Genomic DNA, 17,623 nt, shown 5'->3' with positions numbered 1-17,623 from the left:
TTCACCTCGGAGTGCCGACTCACCGGGCGCCGCTCGGCGCTGTCTGCTCGGTGCGCCGGCACCCATCGCCGGCGCTCGAAAAACCTCGCTTCGGGAGACCGCGTTCAGGAATCGGCAGTCTGCTCGACGGTGATCGTCAGGTCGCCCGACTCGTAGTCGGCCTCGAAGTCGGTGCTGAACGCGTCGGAGTCGTAGGCGGCGTGGTAGGCACGGTGCAGTTCGAGCGACCCGGTCGCCTTGAAGTGGAAGAACGCGGCCGCCGTGTAGGGTTGGCTCTGGGTTTCGATCTGCGTCTCGACAGAGGCCGGGAGCGCGATTTGTGGTGTGTCCGTATCGATACTCGTAGCGAACGCCTTCGCTTCCTCGACGGTCGCCTGCGAATGTGCGGGTGTCTCGCCGGTGAGCACGTTTACCGGCGTCTCGGTATCGTCAGTGAACAGGACATCGTGGAAGGTGCGCGTCCCGAGGACTGCGTCGGGACTTAACTCGCAATCGTGGAGTGGATCGTCGTCTGGATTCTCGGGCATCAAATCAGAGCCTGCGGTGGGGCTCAGTCTCTACTGCCCCAGACAAACTGCAAATTGTCTCGATAGAGCGCAGGAAAGTCGCGAAAGAGGAGCGTCCTGCCCGCACTTCCCGCCGCAGAGTCAGGTGTCGGAGAACCGATCGGGCTCGATTCGCGACAACCGCATCGCGTTCCCGGTGACACCGAGGCTCATCCCCATATCACCGACAACGACCGCCAACGCAACGCTGACCAGCCCCAGTGGCACGCCCAGCGCGAGCAGGAACTTCACGCCGAGACTCGCCCAGATGTTCTGCCGGATCACCCCGTTGGCCGTATGCGACAGGTCGTACAGGTACGGGAGTTTCCCGACGTCGTCGCCCATCAACGCAATATCGGCCGTCTCGAGAGCGGTGTCGGTGCCGGCCGCGCCCATCGCGATGCCGACCTCCGCGGTGGCGAGCGCGGGCGCGTCGTTGATGCCGTCACCGACCATCGCGACATCACCGTACTCTGCCTGTAACTCCTCGACAGCGTCGACCTTCTCGTCGGGCAGGAGTTCTGCGCGATACTCGTCGACCCCGACCTGCTCGGCGATTGCGCGGGCGGTGCCCTCGTTGTCGCCGGTGAGCATCACCACGCGCTCGACGCCCAGCTCGTGCAGGCGTTCGACGGCCCGCTTCGAGGCCGGGCGAACCTCGTCGGCGATGGCGATCGCACCCAGCAGTTTCGACTCCGTCCCGACGATAACGACAGTCTTGCCCTCCCGCTCCAGCGCGGAGAGGGCATCCTCGGCGAACGCCCCGTTCTCGCCCTCGGTCGCCTCTTCCGTCATAACGCCGCCGTCCGTCTCGCGGCGTGCCCGAGCGAGGTCGAAGCCCAGTTCCTCGAAGAGCGCGGGCTTGCCCGCATAGTACGTCTCGCCGCCGATCTCGCCGCGGATGCCCTTCCCAGTGAGGCTCTCGAAACCCGTCGGGTCGGGCAGGTTGCCCACGCCCGCCTCCTCAGCACGGGCGAGAATCGCCGTAGCAATGGGATGCTCACTGCGCTGCTCCAGCCCAGCGGCGCGACGGAGCAGATCGTCCTCCGTAGTGTCACCCACCGGAACGACGTCGGTGACGGCGAGTTCGCCCTTGGTGAGCGTCCCGGTCTTGTCGACGGCGACGGCGTCGACCTCGCCCATCGCTTCCAGGTAATTTCCGCCCTTGATCAGGACGCCGTTCTTCGCGGCGCTCGTGATGCCCGACACCACCGAGACGGGTGTGGAGATGACGAACGCACACGGGCAGGCGATCACCAGCAGCGTGAGCCCACGGATGAACCACGTCTGCCAGTCGCCCGCGAAGGTGAACCCGTAACCGGCTAGGTCCACCGCCACCGGATCAGCGATAACCAGCGGCGGGATAGCGGCGGTCAGGATTGCCAGCACGACGACGAGGGGTGTGTAGTAGCCGGAGAAGCTGTCGACGAACTGCTCAGACTCGGTCTTCTTCGCCTGTGCGCCCTGTACCATTTCGATAATACGCGAGAGCGTCGAATCGCCAGCGGTCGAGGTGACCTCTACCTCGAGGTACCCCTCTTCGTTGATCGCGCCGGCGTACACCTCGTCGCCGGTGGTCTTGTCGACGGGGACGCTCTCGCCCGTGATCGGCGACTGGTCGACTGCACTCTCGCCTTCGATGACCGTCCCGTCGAGCGGAATCTTGTCGCCAGGGCGGACGACGACGGTCTCGCCAACGTCGACCTCCTCGACGGAAACGGTCACTTCCTCACCATCGCGACGGACGGTCGCCTCGTCGGGCGAGAGTTCCATCAGCTCGCGCAGAGAATCCCGTGCCCTGTCCATCGCATAGTCCTCGAGCAGTTCGGCGATGCTGAACAGGACGGCCAGCGTCGCGGCCTCGACGAAGTAGCCGATGCCGGTTGCGGCGATGATCGCTGTCCCCATCAGGAGGTCGATGTCGAGGCTTCGGTTCTTCGCGGAGTAGTACCCGCTGCGGACGACCGGGATGCCACTGGCCGCGACGGCACCGAGGAACAGGACATCTGCGATGTGTAGCGGGTAGTCGAGGATGCTCGCTATCGCGACGTTCTGGCCGGTGAGAAGGAACTCGAAGACTAGACCAAGGATGACGAACGCTGCGCCGAGCCACGTCTTCTTCGCGCGAGAACTCGTCCAGACCTCCGAAGGTGGCGCGATATCGACGCCGTCGGCAGACTCGTCGGTTTCGTCGTCTGCTCCGCCGATCACGTCATAGCCGGCGGCTTCGATCGCCGCGACGACGTCGGCTTTGGTAGTCCGGTCCGGATCGTACTTGATGGTAGCTGTCCCGGTGGTCGGCTGGAGCGTGGCCTCAACGACGCCGTCGACGCGCTGGAGGCTCTTGTCGACTTTTTGCGCACACGACGGACAGTCCATCTCGGGGACCGTGAGACGGGCAGTCAACTCCCGCTGCCCGCCGCCGTTCGGTGGTCCCGCTGTATCCACATCGGAATTCTCTGTCATCACCTCACGGTAGGAGCGGGAGTTCGATATGTCTTTGTTGGAATATTCCAACCGCGGTGTCAGTGCGATGCCAGCCGTTCTTCCGCTACCCGCTCGCCGGCGACGTGTTGCTTCGCCAAATGTTCTTCCGCCCGACGGAGCCGGTAGGTAAGTGTTGACCGAGGCACGTCGAGATGCTCGGCCAACTCGCCGACATCGACCTCGCGGGGCGACTCGTAGTAGCCGTGTTCGACGGCGGCTTGGAGGGCGGCTTCCTGCGCCGGGGGTAATCCGCTCGGTGTTTCGTCGCTTCCTCCAGCTGCTGTCGTCGTGTCCGCGGTGCGGAGCATCTCCATCTGAGCGCATTCTTCGACGGCAACCTCGAGGGAGTCGAAGAATGCCGCCACGTCGCCGTCGCCCGAGTGGATGAGTCGCCACGTGTAGTGGCGGCCCTCATGACGGGTCTCGAACAGCACGCCGTCCCCGAGATGGTCGCGGGCGATGTGGGGAACCGAGGCGCAGGTGGGGGTTCGCTCCCAGTCGGAGTAGAGGACGAGCGTGTCGTCCGTGCGGTCAAGGACGCGGGTGGTCTGGGTGGCGCCGCAGTCCTCGGTGGCGAGACAGTCGGCGTAGTAGTCGCTGTTTCGAAACGCGTCCTCGATGGCGTCGAGTGCGTCCGGAGTGCCGGTGGCATGGTCGACTCGCCAAAGTTGGTCGGCAGTCGCGTGCAACGAAAGCGAGCGGACACGGGCGTCGGGGTAGTCGGCAAGGGCATCCGCCACCCTATTGCACCCCGGCTCGTATTCGAGGGCGAAGACGAGTTCGCGCATACCCCGTCTACGGCCTCCTCCGACATAACCAATGGCACGGGACTACGTCTACTGGTGAGCATCAGATCACGTCGTTCGGGTCGTGGACCTCCTGCATTCGCTGCGCTTCGGCCGCGTATTGGTCCTGGAGATCGGGGTCATCAACCGTGCCGAGATTGCCGGGCCCCGCATCGACTGCCGCTGTCGTATCTCGAATATCGGTGAAGGACGTGAGTGCCCGCTCTTTCCGATAATACTGTTTGCCGTCGGGTGTCGCGTAGGTGAGGATGATTAGGTTCTGTTCATCATCGGAGTAGGTACGTTCGACGAGCCATACTCGCACCTCGTCATCAGCCCGATCTGACATATCCAGACGTTCGTGGGGACTCAGAAAGGGATTGGCGTTATAATCGGTCGACTGACGCAGTTTTCGACGGTGATTCACCACCAGGGATGCGCAGTTCCTGGCGCTCGCCGACCCACTCGCCGAGTTTCTGTGTGAGGTACTGGCGAGCCGTCGACGGCGTGAACACCCCCTTGTCGACCATATCGCCGACGACGTCCTTCAGCGCCCGGAACTGCCCCTTCAGATGGCCGTCGCCGACCGGCTCGCCGTCGTGCCACCGAACGGTCGCGAGCGCCCCGTTCCCGACCGTCTCACCGTTGTCGATTGTCTCTGAATCGTACTGCAGGCCGAACCACAGCGTCCGGTAGGCGGTCACCTCGAAGGTCGGTGACACCACGTAGAACGCCTCGTGGTGGAGGTAGTCGAGATGGTCAGCGATGATCTCGTCGAGGGTGAGCCCGGTGGCGCGGGGCTTCGGCTCGACGACCGTCGACGGTCGATCCTCGTCAGCGAGGTAGCCGTCGACCGCATCTGCCTCGAGGCCATCGGCCAGTTCAGCCAGCAGCTGTTTCGCCCACTTGGAGTTGGTGTCGTCGCCACCGAACGGCGACTCAGCCGAAATTCGGTGCTTGAGCTTGAGGTTCGCTGCGCCCCAATGGCTGTAGTGGAGCGTGTACTGTCCGTCTGTGCGTTCGTACGCAACGAGTGCGCGGTGGCCCATCGAGCAATCACCTCACGGGGCGACCGCTACTGGATCGCCCCGCACCCCTCTCGGGGGACGAACAACGCTACTCCTCGATTGGTTCGGGGGAACTGAGATCCGCGTAGAGGACTTCGCCGTCGCGAACGACGTACCGCTTCGCCAGCACTGGGAAGCGACACTTCGTGAACCCCGCTGTCTGGATGTCGAGTTCCTCGTCAGCTTCGAGGTGGTCGGCAAGTTCTCGCAAGAATTCGTGGGTCACGATGCCGCCCTCGTAGTCCGGGAGGCCGTTCTCCCGCGCCTCGTACACTTCGAAGTCATCGTACCCCCAGATGGTGAGTTCGCCCTTGTCGGTGACCTCCCAGTCGAGCGTCCCGAAGCAGTAGCTCTCACAGAGTTCGCGGACAGCCTGTGGATCCGATACGATCGCGCCGGTTGACGTCGTCGCAGCTTGTAGTGTCGCCATGTCTGGACTCGCGGGAAGCCCCGCACCCCTCTTGGGGGGCGATAAACCGACACTGGAAGTGCCCCTGGCGTCGACGGCGATGACGATCAGTCGTCTGTTGGGGCGTCTGGTCCGCTCCCGTCCTCTGGTCCCGTGAGTAGGCTCACTTCTTCCAGGAGGTCTCTTGCAGTCTCGACTCGCTCTCGATCCGCGTCGTCCAACCGCTCGACGTCGAGGCGGCTGAGATTGCTGAGTACACGATGCATCCAGTAGCCCTGTTCGACTTGCTGATTCATCGGTAGCGCCTCACCACTCGCCGGCGCGGATAGACACTCCACGTGACTGTCGTCGTCGCATCAGGTCGCCACCAGTGCTCGTCGCGACGCGTTGCCGCCAGGAGGTCACTCTCACACCCGTCGTCCAACATTGTGTCCGGGCTGTGGGATGCCTCGCCGGTCGGCCGTAGTTCCTCAACGTCAGAATATCGGTCGTACATCGGTTGGCCATACCTTCTGTCGGTATCGCATTTCAACGTCCGGACGCCTTCGCCCGCAAGGCATTCTTGATTATGCGAGACAGTACAAACATATATGGGAGTAGGGCGCGAACACTGTCCCAAGAGGTGCCAACCATGACCGAATCCTCGCGAGATGGGGTCCAATCGTGGACTGAGTCGATGAGCGCCCGCGACCGCATTCGGGCGGTCGCCGAGTCACTTCGCGAACCCCGCTCAGTTAACTGGATCAGCGAGCAGGCCGACGCCGCCTGGAGCACGACCAACGAGGAACTTCAGGACCTCGTCGACCAGGGCCAGTTGCGTCGCGTCGAGGCCGGCGAGACGACGCGCTACCAACCGGACTACACGCGACTGCTCTTCGAGGAGATCCGCACGCTCATCGAGGAAAATACCCGCGAGGAGCTGCGGAGTGAATTGGCCGCGATTACCGAGGAGATCGAGGAGTGGCAGGCGACCTACGACGTCGAGACGTGGGAAGAGCTTGAACAGTCGCTCGCCGACGGCGACCTCACAAGTGCGGAGCTCCGGGACCGCCGCGACGTCATCGCGTTCTGGCGTGAGAACGAGGAGGATCGCCGCCTCATCAAGCACGCACTGGAACTCTACTCCGACGTCGAAGCTGCCCGCGAGCAGATGACCGACGTGGCTGACCGCGCCACGAGCTAACCCTCCTCTCTCACAGAATGATCTTTCTTGCCGGTCGCGACCGCTATACACAGCGGACCCTCCTCCGCGACGTTCACGACCGATTGACGAACCAGCCAGGGTGTGAAGAGGTCCGCTATCGCCCGTCTCGACGCCGACCCCGGTACGTCATCGCGGGTGTCGATCCGACGACGTTCCTGAGTGACTCGTACGACGCGGCGACAGCACGACTGGAGATTCGCTTCTGGTACCCCGCCGGCGTCGACCACGAATACTACCGCATAAACTGGGTCGAACCGGACCGAAATCTGATGCTCGGATTCCACCAAGATGCCGACCATCCGGACCTTGGGCCCTGTCATATCCAACTCAATCACGAAGACACGCCGGTTGATCGGCACAAGGCGACGTTTCTCGATGCGCACCCACTCGCCGTCCTCGATGACCGACTACAGCAGTTCCCGCCCGCGCTAGATGCGATCCACTGGAAGAATGGAGCGCCCTCGCTCCCTACCTGGCCCGTCTAGACAGCGAGTTCATCGAACCTCTGGTGATGCGTCCAGGCCGTGGTCGGCGTGACGTTTCCGGACTTGGCGATGTCACGGTGCGTTACCCACACCCCCTGTTCCCGCCCCGCTTTGTAGAGACAGGCCGCTGCGAACCTGCCGAATGAACGCCCGCTATGACTGACGTCGGACTTGCGGGTACTCACCGTGTTAACCAACAGAAGCCATCTCCATCGGAGACTGTTGGTTAAACGGTGAGATTCCTACTGCCCTATTCGGGAGCAGGCCCGTAGCGACCTGTGCCACACACTTGGCACTCCCAGATTGGTTGGCCCGTCCAGGTCTCGTCAGGGAGCGACTCGCGTGTACTGAAGCGATGTTCTGTTTCTTTCGTACAGTGCTGGCACTCGAGGGCTGTTACGGTCGGGATTTCAGCTCTGGTACTGGAGGATTTCGTTTCGCGGGGTACTGTTTCCACAGCGATTGCTGGGACGATCCACAGCTGATCGCTGTCGTCGAGCGTGTGCTCGAGGGACGACTCATCGCGAATTCCCTGGCCACGCTCGTCATAGACGCGTGGAATCTCCGTCTGAGAACGATCGCTCCTCTCGTTCCACGCTGTCCGCTCACGGGCCGCTGTTAGTAACGCGTCGCCAGCCGCTGCGGTCACCTCAGTAGCAGCGGGGAGCGTAGGCCAGCGCTCGGTTAGCTGGGGTGCGGGCTCGTCGTCGAGATCGTAGATGAGCGTACAGTCGTCGATGGGCTGGTCGTGACCTGACGAGAGAAGTGTCGCTGCTGCTGCTCCCCTTGCCACGGCGCCGTAGAACGTCCCCGATTCGACGAGGAAGTGGATCACACCACGCAGTGTCTGCTCGGAACTCGCAGCACCCGACTCCGACGCGCCGTCAAGTTCGTGTTCGAGACAGAACCGGCATTTTCGTTGCGACGCCGGGATCGATGCGCCACAGGAGACACAGGATCGGTCTGTGTCGGTTGTTCCGTCCGGATACCCACCCGAATGCGAGGCTTCACGCTGGCGGCTTGGCTGGCCGTCTGCTGGCTGATCCAGCGCTGGGTCCGGCACCAGAGCGCCCTCCCCGACAGGTTGGAACGCCTCTCGGTCTGAGTTGTGGTCAGTCATCGATTCGCTCCGCGTTTCCCCCGGTTTGGTATTTAAACTCAGGGGTGAGAAAATGCGGGGACGGATTCGGCGACGACGGGATAAATCTGACCGCCTGAGACCGATTCAGTCACGGAGCTCGGCGACCGCTCGACCGACCTCGCGAACGTGCTCACTCCGCTCGATATCGAGTTCTGTCGACAGATACTCGACAGTCTCGTCCAGATCCATACCCCCTTGTAGACTCTCTGCCTGTATGTAGGTATTCCTCTACCGGAGGCGTCTCAGATCGCTTGGAGTTCGTCTCGCCGGCTTCGGAGCGTCACGACTGACACCTCTGCTGCCGACGCGACGGTGGATTGGGTAATCAACGCGCCCTGCTCTTGGGCAGCCAGATAGACACAGGCGGCCGCGACGCCCGATGGCTGACAGCCGTTCGTGAGGGTTGTCCCCTCGGCGCGTTCTGCGAGTTCGTTCGCGCGCCGACGAATGTCGTGGTCTAACTCCAGCGCCGAGATCAGGCGTGGAATGAACGACGTCGGGCGCATTGGTGGTGCTGGGAGCTCTAATTCGCGATTCAGTGTTCGGTAGGCGTTGGTGACACGAGCGGACTCGACTCGGGCGGCGTCGACGACATCCTCGAGGAGAAGCGGGTGTTGGTTACATCGACAGGTACCGTAGATACTCGCTGCACCGATGGCTTCGATGGATCTGCCTCGAAGCAGATCCTCGCTCTGAGCGCTCCGGAAGAGCTGGCACGCCTGGTCACGAATCGACTCAGAGAGCTCGAGCGCACTCGCCAGCCGGCGTACCTCGCCCAACCCGTGTGCGAGATTCCGTTCCGCTTTGGACCGCCAGCGACCACGGGTCTGCTCACGTCGCATCCGGGCCAGCTGCCGGCGTTTCTGACCAGAGAGTTCGTTCCCGTGTGCGTCGGTTCCGTGGCCGATCTCGGTCGAGATGCCTCGATCGTGACGGGCTGTAGTGAGTGGTGCGCCTGTTCGCTCGCGCTCGTCTGCATCGTACGCCCGCCACTCCGGCCCGTGATCGATACGTTGTTCCTCGATAACAAGTCCACAGTCCTCGCAGATCGTTTCGACCGCATTCGTAGTGACCCGGCCGTCACACTCTGGACACTGGGTAGCGCTCGACTCTGTTTGGACGTCTTCGTCGAAGCCAGTTTCGTAGATGTCTCTGGTAGTCATCGTTCTCACCATGTTCAGGAACTCGCCAGTACAGCGAATCCTTCACCCATTATGGGTGGAATAAACCTCTACAAGACGGTTCAGATATCTCGGAACCGATGGCGTACAGCGACCGAGTCTGATTCTTATACCAATGAACTGGCTATGCAGGAACTGGGGCGGCACTCAAGGCCACAACAGGGGACCGAATACATATTTATCTAAGGTGAGAGGGGGAGCATATGAGTGATTCACATCTTCGGCGTCTCCATGAACTCAACCGTGAATATCCGGCGGTTGATCGGTCGACATTATATCGCGAATACCACCTTCAGCGCTTCGATATGCTTAATTCAGAGGATGCAATTCCACAGCTCTTGTTCCATATTGTTCCTGAAAGTGCTCTTGATGGATCGCGTCTTGTCGATATCACAGAACTTGAGGAACTGCCTGTTCCCGCGACGTGTCGACCATCGTTTCGGCCCGATAGACTGTTTGAACACGCGGATCCGACATGGAACCATATTGTCGCTCGCTACGAGAATCGAAAAGACCTGAGTTCAGTGGCAACTCTGTATGATACTGGCATATATGAGGCCCGGGGGAGCGGGCTCTGCTATCCAACCGGTCATTCATACGACTGTGACTATGCAGTCAGTTCACAGGATCTTGAATTAAGTCTCGTCACCGTCCTCCAGTTCTATCGTGACGTCCTTCCTGATGAACACAGCGAGAAGGTGTATGCAATCCTCAGTGGGACAAATCTCACGAACGCGACAATAGACCAACATCGGCAGGTTGACCGGGTTGAAGCATTTCCTGAACCTAACCGCACCTCGCGCCTCACACCTCTCAGTCTGTCCGATGAAGACGGTATCCGTGACCAACTCACACCGCTTTTCCGACCATTATCAAACTCTCAGTTCGGATATCATCCCGGTTTCTATTACGATGATGAAGGTGCGTGGGAATTGGATGAACATCTAGAGTAGCGTTGTTACTGGCTTTGCATCCGGTCCAGCTCATTCTGGATTAGATCGGATGGCGGCTCGTAGAAATCAAAGATCTGGTATAGCGGTTGGGTCAAGGTCTCAACCACTTCCGGTAGAGCGTCTTCAAAATCTTGAACAGTGAAGCGTTGACTGGCCGTAACTGTCGCTTGATGTGATTCTCTTTCAATCGGAGGGAAAAGTCCACGGCGATTTTCAATTGAGCCCAGTGTTCGTCCCTCTAGTCCCGTCCATCGGGCTTGCACGGTGACCGACGTGTTTTCCTCACCGAGTTCTCGCCCCAACCGCTTCGCATGTAGCAAGCATTCACCGACTCGCCAGATTGGGAGAATATAATCCAAAACTGTACCTGGCTCAAGTTCATCTTTGCTGTCTTCCTGATAGCCACGAAGCAAGAACAGCATCCCGTCTGGGGATGCACGCCAGTAGTCTGCGTGCGCTGGGTCATCGAATGTTCCGCCGGTATACCACCCTTCGATTGTCTCATCGCGGGGATGTACCTGATCCTCGCTGATCAGCCACGCCGGCCACCCCGTTTCATGACCTTTCACCTCCCGTAGTAGATCTAAGAACTCAGAGAGAGATGGCTGATCAAACTCAGAATCCAGACTGTAAGCAAATGACCAGTACCCGTGACGATAGGGTGAATTATCCATATTTCCGTACTCGTCCATCACGTTGGCTTCCCAGTCTTCCCGCATAGCCTCAGTCCACGAAGCAAGCTGATCCAGCGGATCAATCTCTTCTTCACTTGCTCCTTTTTCGAACCCCGTCAGTACGGTTCGCATTCGATCTAACAGATCATCACGTGAGGCAGTGACACACCGCCGAATCAATTCGTCCCACTCACGTCCTGTCTTCGGTGCTGCACTTTCTGGCCCTGGCCGCCTAATATAATATGTGTTGTAGGTAACGTGTTGGTCTTCAGGGCCAGCACTGTCTGATCGAATCGGCACCCGATGGTCTCCCGGTACATCGATAATTGGAAAGACTTCACCAGATTCTGGATGTTCAATATGGTATACTTCACAGTGAAACTGGGGCTCAGCAAACTTCTCAACGATCCCATTAATCGTATCTTGATCGTAGTGGTCAATCGGATGTGGTCGAGATGGATCCGGTTCCCATGATTCACCGACCTCCTCATATCCAATCAAAATCTGACCCCCACCAGAATTCGCTAATGCGAGCATCGCTTTTGCTACGTTTGCCTTGTCCACATTATCAGACAGATCAAGCCAGCTTTTGATTTCACGATGGACCTCTTCTCGTGGATTACGCAATAGATCCTGCCACCGCTGATCCACGTCTCCCGATTTAACCATATTCCCTCTATGTTTCTAGTCAGCCTAAAAACCTCTCTAGGCGGTAGTTGCTTTTTATTTCGGACGGATACACGCGGTTAGCGAATTCCCGAATTCTGACATACATCTCAGCTCGGTTCTTGAGGTTGTGGCTGCGCGCGCAGCGACCAGCGGGAGCGAGCACGGAGCGGTGGGTGGGGCGGTGGGGCCTGGGCCGGTCCGGCACTCACGAAAAAAGAAAGGGCGTTGCCCCTACTCCTCCCACCAGCGGCGGTCGCGTTCTGGGAAGACGATCATACTGTCGTAGGTCACGGCGAGTGAACATCGTCCCTCGTACCAGTTCTTCTTAACCGCCCGCATTCGGACGGTGTCCCCTTCTTGGACGAAGGCAGGCTCCGATTTTCGCCACGAGGTGAACTTGATTTTCCCGGTGTCGTCCGCGACCAAGCCCACTTGAGCGATCTTCCGGCTGGAAGCATCCCAGAGCTGAACGACTTCTCCTTCGATGCTCACCTCATCCGTCTGCACGTCCGGGACGTCCTCGATCGGGCAGATGGCGCCGGGGGCCGCCTTGAGTGCATCCATCGTGTCGAACACTGCTTTGGTGATGTCTTGCCCCTTGGCGACCCGCTTTGCGAGCGCCCGCGAGACGGCCGCCCGACTGTGACCGGTGCGAAGCCGCTGTGCCATCCGGTCTGCTTCCTGGTTCACCTTCGCCAGCTCCATCCGGGAGAGACGCTCTCGCGGATCCGTCCGGTCCGGGGTGCGTTCCGCCCGCTTACGCTGTCGCCGTTCGGTGACGACCTTGCGAGTTCGCTTCGCCCGCCCGTCTTGGGTGCCGAGTTCCGCCTGGGCGCTGATGTGGTCCAGTTCGGCCTCCCGGGCGCGAATCTTCTCTTCCTGCGCGAGGGGCAGGTGCGAGAAGTCCTGGACGATGCCGTCTGGGTGGTTGGAATCCACCTTCGCCTGCTTTTCCTGCTGAACCGTCGCTCGGAACTCCGGTTTGTCGTCGACGACCTTGAAGCCGTCCTCGTCGACGCCGGCGTCTTCGGTTCGTTCGAATGCCTGTTCATCCACCGTAACGACCTTGCGACTCGAGTTGTTACTTGACATTGGTATCCTCCAGATACCACTGAAGGCGCTCGTGCGCCGCCACCGCGATGCCCCTAACATCGCGGTTTTCCGACGACGTCGACGACCGATAGCACCGACTGCGCGCTCTCGCTCGCGCCTTCGCGAGCGCCCTACCGGGCGCGAGCGAGAGCGCGCCCGAGTGCGGCGACCCCAACCAGCACCGCGCGCCGACCCGCCCGGAGCGAGCGGCCAGCGGAGAAAGCGTGGGGGGTGAGCAGCCACGCCGCGCAACCCCCCGCGCTTTCCCGCTGGCGCCGAGGGCACATTCACTTTAGCCCGGCAGCCCGCCCGCTACCGCAGGCAGGCAGCCCGGAATGGTCGGTCGCGAGCGACGCGGAGGGCGGCAGCGGCGAGCGGGGCGGGCCGGTACGGACACACCTGTCCACCCGGCTGCGCCGCTCGGATGGTCATTCACCGTCCTGGCGGACTCAGAAAGGGCGAGGCCGCCTCGGTCGTCCCCCGACCCCGCAAGCACCGCAGGGACGAGGAGCGCAGCGGTGGTCGCGGGATGCCGAGCGGCCGAGGGCTTTCAGGGAGTGTCGCTGTCGACGAATTCGATCGCGCTACTAATCCGGTGCCCCGGCTGGCTCGTCGAGAAGGACATCGACGCCGTCGTGGGTGACGGCGAGTTGGATCCCCTCCACGGTGAACCGGACTTCCACGTCCCCGGCTGAGGATGCGAGAAGCTGCTCGAGTGCCTCGACGTCAACAGCGTCGTGGAGCTGATACGAGTCGGTGGGGAGCCCGTGGGCTTCCAGTGTCTCGACGATTTCAACGAGTAGATCGGGGGATGGATCTGAGTCTCTCGGGGTGGAGGGTGCCATTATGGCCTCGACGGGTAGATAGGACGAACAGGAGTTAAAAATGGGGGCTCGACGGCCTGTCGCTGCGGCCTTTCAACCGGTCCCTCAGTGGTCGTCCTGTGCGTTTAGCTCCTCGAGAAACCAGCTGGCTGCGGTTCCGATCCGAACGCCGTCGACGTTGCGCATCTCAAGGCCGTTCGTGGCGGTCCGGAACGGCTCGTCGTCGACGAGGATGCGGTTGATGACTGTCCGGACCGACTCCGTTCCGTATCTGTCGACGAGAGCCGCGACCGCCGTATCGAAATGTGCATCCTCGTGCTCGGTTCGCGGGTTCTGCGCCCGGTAGATCACGAGGTCAACCACATCGTCGACCGATGCGTGCTCGGGATTCCCGGTTTGCTCACGAACATTATAGTTGGCCTCTGTATCAGGCATTGCGAGTCACTCCGCCGCGTCGTCCGTATCGGTCGTCGCCGAGTCGGTTTCTCGTTGCTCACGGATTGCAGCCAGCGTCTCCTCAAGCGTACCCACACAGCCGATCGCTGCGAGCTCATCGGCAATCTCGTCGATGAGTGCGGCTCGCTCGACGGCAGTCTCGTCGCCGGCGGTCCTGTCGATCGATGCGACGCGAAGCGCCCGCGTTTCGTGCCAGCCACAGTCCCAACAATCGCGGGTCACCTCGATCTGCTCGTCCTCTTCCGCTGCGAGGACGGCGTCGGACAGCGACGTCGACAGGGGCCGGTCTGGTCCGACCTCGAGGGTGACGGGGGACCCGCACGCGGGGCAGTCCATAGTCATCCCGAGGAGCGCCCGTCTGTTGAAGATAGCGGAGCAACGAGACAGCGACACAACCAGCGCTGCTGAGTTCGCGGGGTGGGACAGCTACGGACAACTGTGACCCTCCCGCAGTGGTCGCCGTACCACTCGCGTCGACGACCGCTCGGCGGGTCAGTCAGAGACGATGTGTGCCTCGAGGTCGCGTGTCCAGTACGTTGCTGGCCCGCCTGGACTACACCGCGCACAGACCTGTATCGGGCCTTCGAGATGGCCGAGTTCGATTCGAAACCGTGTGAGCGCTGCGAGCGCGTTGACGACGAGGCCACAGCTGTCACAGGCGTAGTGATCACGATCATCGGGATCCGGCGTCTCTTGGATCGCACAGTCGACGCAAATCGGGTGGTTGACCCGCTCTTCCTTCCCCCACGTGTAGGCGATCCCAGTCTCTATCCCGGATGGAGCCTCGCAGAAGGCACAGCCGGCCAGCGTCTGCTGCATCACCCATCACCCTCGCCGGCGTCCCGGGCGGCCGTCCAGCCTGTGTGGAAGACGGCGAGCTGCTGCATCGATTCGAACGCTGTGTTGCTGGGCTCGTGAACGAGGAGCCGCTGGTCGACGACCGGTGTGACTGTCCCGGCATCGAGTAGCTCTCGAACCAGCTGGCGGGCCGTCTCGTCGTCAAGATCCGCCGTCGATGGTGACCGCGCATCCCGATCCTGAGCGAGCAATTCCGCTTCGAACCGTTCGTGATCGTCTGCCGTATCGTCGTATCTATCCGGACCAGACATACAAATCAGGGGCAGCACAGGAACCGCCCCGCACCCACTCGGGGGCACAATAAACAGTCGCCACAGTCACCATTCTCAGTCACGATGTCGATCTGCTCCTTCACCCTCCACGCCCCACGCCATCGTCCGGGTGGCAGCCTACTCTCGCTTGGCCAGCGGCCTGGCATCTCGGCCCTGGTGGCCGCGAACATAACTTTGGGCCGCCACCCCCACCACATATCGGTTGATTTTCCTGCTGTCTAGTGGCACAATTCGCCTCCAAATCGCAAGACAGCAATACCTGACACCAGATTTCGGGGGCTGTCCGGGAACTCCCTCGTCGGTGAGTCTGGTGTCTAGTGCTGCCGTCCTACGATTTGTTGACTCAGCACGACTCTCAGCATACCTGGTGTCTAGGGGAGGTCGTCGCTGGTGTCAGGTTAACTGTTCGGACGATTTAACCGAAATGGCCCTGTCGAACTCTGAAGAAAGTGAAAGAAATTCTGGTGACAAACGCTTTTCACCCTCTTTTATATACTGTATAGTATGTCTGAAAATGAGAAAAGCTTCTTCGAGTATACCGAGTTTTATTCTGACTCAGAGACTCAGGATCCCGAAGAGGTTATTCAGGATCGTCAAGACCCGGAGATAGCGTACGCTCACATATGTAAAATCGCAGGGACAATCAACGCAGGGTTGGATGCGGTACCTGAGGACCAGCGGGATACTGTAAAGGTGTACTCGGTCGTGGATCTTTTCCGAGCAACGATGCAGTATATCGAGGAGTTTGGATCCTATTTCAGATATCTCATTTTGAATAAGGAATCCTATATTAATGAGATTATCCGGACTTCAAGCGGAGATATACGGCCACTCTTTGAGGCTATTCTGGAGGAGGAACTTGATGGGTATCTTGATAAACGAGATGTTGAGGCTGACTCGAATGAGGTTCTGAGTTTGATCTTTGGGTATCAGGCGGTGCGAGAGGGAGCGATTAGTTTCTCAGAGGAAGAACTGGAAGATGTTCCAGTTGATGTTGGGTTGGCTGATATAGAGATTCACGAAGGTGAGGGTGAGGATATCCCTGAGTCGATGGAGATGGAGTTGTTAGTCGAGGATTCGATTGAGAATCTGAGAAATAAACTCAAGAATATTGCTGTCTTCTATTTGAATTTCCGAGAGGCGTACAACGCCGTTAAACACGGCAATCGGGTTACGGTTGGTGACAGTACTGGGTTTGAGCTCGGGAATGACGAGTTACTCGATGATCGAATTGTTCTCGATGATGAAGTCATTCAGTTCCTGTGTAAGTACTCTGCTGATTCACAGGATGGTGAGCCGTATCTGCTGACTATTCCTCGATCGATTCTGGAAGAGAAGACTCTGAATGTCGTCGAAGATGTGTATACTCTCTATACCCAGGCATATGATGTGGCGACTTTAGATGAGGGTGAAGAGATTAATCTCAGCTTCTGGAAGTCCACCGGTGGTGGTGGCCAGGATGAGAATGATTTGATACATATCGCTAATCCTGATTCTCGGATTCTATTGCCGAGAAATGTAATGCCGGATGTAATTGAGGATTTGCAGGTTCCAGAAAAGTCAACAGTAGAGTGGATCGGTAATTGGTCTCTTGCCGGCGACACGCTGGAGTTTGAGGTAGAGTTTGGTTCGGAGCCTACACCTGAGCATCCAATCCACGTTGAGATTAATTGGGAGAAGACTGCCGATGATATCCACGAATTCGGAGAAGGCCAGTTCAATTTTAATGTTGATCCTGATGATCTGAGTGTTGAGCAATACTTTGAGATGCTCAAAATCCAGGATAAGGATGATATCCGGAGGGTAGAATTTGAATTCCCAGATTCGGATAAGACGTATCAGCAGCGGCTTGAGGAGCCTTTCGAAGGTATCGATTTACCTGAGCCCGAGGATCGTGATATCCTCGAGTTTGTGAAACGTGTGGGGTTGGCGACGGATACTCGGATTCCTCTTCCGGAGTTTATCACGGAGAAGCATCGGGAGGTGTACGATGACTACAAGGATTCCGATTTGGACTCTGATACAGCAGAGGAGATTCTTTCTGAGCTTCAGGAGCGAGGTGAAAAGGTTCGGCGGTCATTAGTGGGTGTTGCTGTCTGGGAGGGTGATTTCTCGGATGTAGATGTTGATGAGGATGAGCCGGCACACGCTGAGGATTTAGGCGAGCTCCGTGCTATAATGGGTTTGAGCGAATCTCAGGATGCGGATGATATGGAACGTTTTCCTGGGGAAGTACGCTGGACACACCCTGAGTCGACGAAGTATACACCTGATGAGTTACTTGATAAGCTGCGAGAAGGGTATGGGGAGACGGTCGGTGAGCTCCAGCGTTCGGAGGTTGATAGGGAGGAGGCTGAATCGGAGTTTAGTCATCGGATTCGTTTCGGGCACGAGACTATGTGGGGAACCTTTGATAAGCACGTTATCGATATCTTCCCAGTGTCTGAGGGGGCGTTTGATAGAGAGGATTCGCCGGAGACGTGACTGTTGAGGTAGTTTAAGATTTGATGCTGAGTGAGTG

20 protein-coding genes and 2 pseudogenes are annotated in these 17,623 nt (G+C 59.5%); 4 read left to right on the top strand and 18 right to left on the bottom strand.

The window, feature by feature from the left end; all coding sequences use genetic code 11:
* Window positions 1-104 precede the first annotated feature (104 nt).
* The 8 genes and pseudogenes from ACQE3M_RS14175 to ACQE3M_RS16360 form a co-directional block, all read right to left on the bottom strand.
* Window positions 105-527 (bottom strand): hypothetical protein, encoded by a 423-nt coding sequence (locus ACQE3M_RS14175; RefSeq protein ID WP_011222452.1) that lies wholly within the window; start codon window positions 525-527, stop codon window positions 105-107.
* A gap of 120 nt (window positions 528-647) precedes the next feature.
* Window positions 648-3,011: a heavy metal translocating P-type ATPase gene (locus tag ACQE3M_RS14170; RefSeq protein ID WP_011222451.1), complete on the bottom strand. Its 2,364-nt coding sequence runs from the start codon at window positions 3,009-3,011 to the stop codon at window positions 648-650.
* 59 nt (window positions 3,012-3,070) lie between these two features.
* Window positions 3,071-3,820, bottom strand: coding sequence for a helix-turn-helix domain-containing protein (locus ACQE3M_RS14165; protein ID WP_004594502.1), 750 nt, complete (start codon window positions 3,818-3,820; stop codon window positions 3,071-3,073).
* A gap of 61 nt (window positions 3,821-3,881) precedes the next feature.
* The gene (locus tag ACQE3M_RS14160; protein ID WP_004594503.1) at window positions 3,882-4,166 is read right to left on the bottom strand and encodes a DUF7967 family protein; all 285 of its coding nucleotides are present in this window, start codon (window positions 4,164-4,166) and stop codon (window positions 3,882-3,884) included.
* A 37-nt stretch (window positions 4,167-4,203) separates the two neighbouring features.
* The gene (locus tag ACQE3M_RS14155) at window positions 4,204-4,866 is read right to left on the bottom strand and encodes a DUF6735 family protein (protein ID WP_134671651.1); all 663 of its coding nucleotides are present in this window, start codon (window positions 4,864-4,866) and stop codon (window positions 4,204-4,206) included.
* A 67-nt stretch (window positions 4,867-4,933) separates the two neighbouring features.
* Window positions 4,934-5,314, bottom strand: a complete 381-nt coding sequence (locus ACQE3M_RS14150; RefSeq protein WP_004594505.1) for a hypothetical protein — start codon at window positions 5,312-5,314, stop codon at window positions 4,934-4,936.
* An 86-nt stretch (window positions 5,315-5,400) separates the two neighbouring features.
* Window positions 5,401-5,589, bottom strand: coding sequence for a hypothetical protein (locus tag ACQE3M_RS14145; RefSeq protein WP_004594506.1), 189 nt, complete (start codon window positions 5,587-5,589; stop codon window positions 5,401-5,403).
* 67 nt (window positions 5,590-5,656) lie between these two features.
* Window positions 5,657-5,789: pseudogene (locus ACQE3M_RS16360) on the bottom strand (biosurfactant protein 1); the annotation flags it as partial.
* A gap of 135 nt (window positions 5,790-5,924) precedes the next feature.
* Here ACQE3M_RS16360 and ACQE3M_RS14140 point away from each other — a divergent pair.
* Entirely contained in the window at window positions 5,925-6,476 is a 552-nt protein-coding gene (locus ACQE3M_RS14140; RefSeq protein ID WP_049938513.1) for a DUF7342 family protein, read from the top strand.
* A gap of 17 nt (window positions 6,477-6,493) precedes the next feature.
* Window positions 6,494-6,982 carry a hypothetical protein gene (locus ACQE3M_RS14135; protein ID WP_011222449.1) on the top strand — a complete coding sequence of 163 codons (489 nt, stop codon included), beginning with the start codon at window positions 6,494-6,496 and terminating at the stop codon, window positions 6,980-6,982.
* Here ACQE3M_RS14135 and ACQE3M_RS14130 read toward each other — a convergent pair.
* The 3 genes and pseudogenes from ACQE3M_RS14130 to ACQE3M_RS14120 form a co-directional block, all read right to left on the bottom strand.
* Window positions 6,979-7,139: pseudogene (locus tag ACQE3M_RS14130) on the bottom strand (transcription initiation factor IIB family protein); the annotation flags it as partial. The gene ACQE3M_RS14135 and the pseudogene ACQE3M_RS14130 sit on opposite strands and share 4 nt — an antisense overlap.
* A 93-nt stretch (window positions 7,140-7,232) precedes the next feature.
* Window positions 7,233-8,102 carry a biosurfactant protein 1 gene (locus ACQE3M_RS14125; RefSeq protein ID WP_011222448.1) on the bottom strand — a complete coding sequence of 290 codons (870 nt, stop codon included), beginning with the start codon at window positions 8,100-8,102 and terminating at the stop codon, window positions 7,233-7,235.
* 263 nt (window positions 8,103-8,365) lie between these two features.
* The gene (locus ACQE3M_RS14120; protein WP_049938512.1) at window positions 8,366-9,286 is read right to left on the bottom strand and encodes a transcription initiation factor IIB; all 921 of its coding nucleotides are present in this window, start codon (window positions 9,284-9,286) and stop codon (window positions 8,366-8,368) included.
* A gap of 221 nt (window positions 9,287-9,507) precedes the next feature.
* On the opposite strand from ACQE3M_RS14120, the gene ACQE3M_RS14115 reads away from it, so the two are divergent.
* On the top strand, window positions 9,508-10,257 hold the full coding sequence (locus ACQE3M_RS14115; protein WP_011222446.1) for a hypothetical protein: 750 nt from the start codon (window positions 9,508-9,510) through the stop codon (window positions 10,255-10,257).
* 5 nt (window positions 10,258-10,262) lie between these two features.
* On the opposite strand, the gene ACQE3M_RS14110 is transcribed toward ACQE3M_RS14115, so the two are convergent.
* The 7 genes from ACQE3M_RS14110 to ACQE3M_RS14080 form a co-directional block, all read right to left on the bottom strand.
* Window positions 10,263-11,600 (bottom strand): AlbA family DNA-binding domain-containing protein, encoded by a 1,338-nt coding sequence (locus ACQE3M_RS14110; RefSeq protein WP_011222445.1) that lies wholly within the window; start codon window positions 11,598-11,600, stop codon window positions 10,263-10,265.
* A gap of 231 nt (window positions 11,601-11,831) precedes the next feature.
* Window positions 11,832-12,692 carry a hypothetical protein gene (locus tag ACQE3M_RS14105; RefSeq protein WP_004594516.1) on the bottom strand — a complete coding sequence of 287 codons (861 nt, stop codon included), beginning with the start codon at window positions 12,690-12,692 and terminating at the stop codon, window positions 11,832-11,834.
* A 587-nt stretch (window positions 12,693-13,279) separates the two neighbouring features.
* Entirely contained in the window at window positions 13,280-13,537 is a 258-nt protein-coding gene (locus ACQE3M_RS14100; protein ID WP_004594518.1) for a HalOD1 output domain-containing protein, read from the bottom strand.
* Window positions 13,538-13,621: 84 nt separating this feature from the next.
* Window positions 13,622-13,951: a hypothetical protein gene (locus tag ACQE3M_RS14095; RefSeq protein WP_004594519.1), complete on the bottom strand. Its 330-nt coding sequence runs from the start codon at window positions 13,949-13,951 to the stop codon at window positions 13,622-13,624.
* Window positions 13,952-13,957: 6 nt separating this feature from the next.
* Window positions 13,958-14,308 (bottom strand): DUF8105 family protein, encoded by a 351-nt coding sequence (locus ACQE3M_RS14090; protein ID WP_004594520.1) that lies wholly within the window; start codon window positions 14,306-14,308, stop codon window positions 13,958-13,960.
* A gap of 156 nt (window positions 14,309-14,464) precedes the next feature.
* Window positions 14,465-14,791 (bottom strand): DUF7558 family protein, encoded by a 327-nt coding sequence (locus ACQE3M_RS14085; RefSeq protein WP_011222441.1) that lies wholly within the window; start codon window positions 14,789-14,791, stop codon window positions 14,465-14,467.
* Window positions 14,791-15,081 (bottom strand): hypothetical protein, encoded by a 291-nt coding sequence (locus ACQE3M_RS14080; protein WP_004594521.1) that lies wholly within the window; start codon window positions 15,079-15,081, stop codon window positions 14,791-14,793. Before ACQE3M_RS14080 ends, ACQE3M_RS14085 begins: the two co-directional genes overlap by 1 nt.
* Window positions 15,082-15,606: 525 nt before the next feature.
* Between ACQE3M_RS14080 and ACQE3M_RS14075 the strand changes: the two genes are divergently transcribed.
* The gene (locus ACQE3M_RS14075) at window positions 15,607-17,586 is read left to right on the top strand and encodes a hypothetical protein (protein ID WP_004594522.1); all 1,980 of its coding nucleotides are present in this window, start codon (window positions 15,607-15,609) and stop codon (window positions 17,584-17,586) included.
* Window positions 17,587-17,623 lie beyond the last annotated feature (37 nt).

The sequence above is a fragment of the Halosubterraneus shenae genome, assembly GCF_050510935.1.
Lineage (GTDB): Archaea > Halobacteriota > Halobacteria > Halobacteriales > Haloferacaceae > JBDGPU01.
This window is presented reverse-complemented; position numbering and strand designations above follow the sequence as displayed.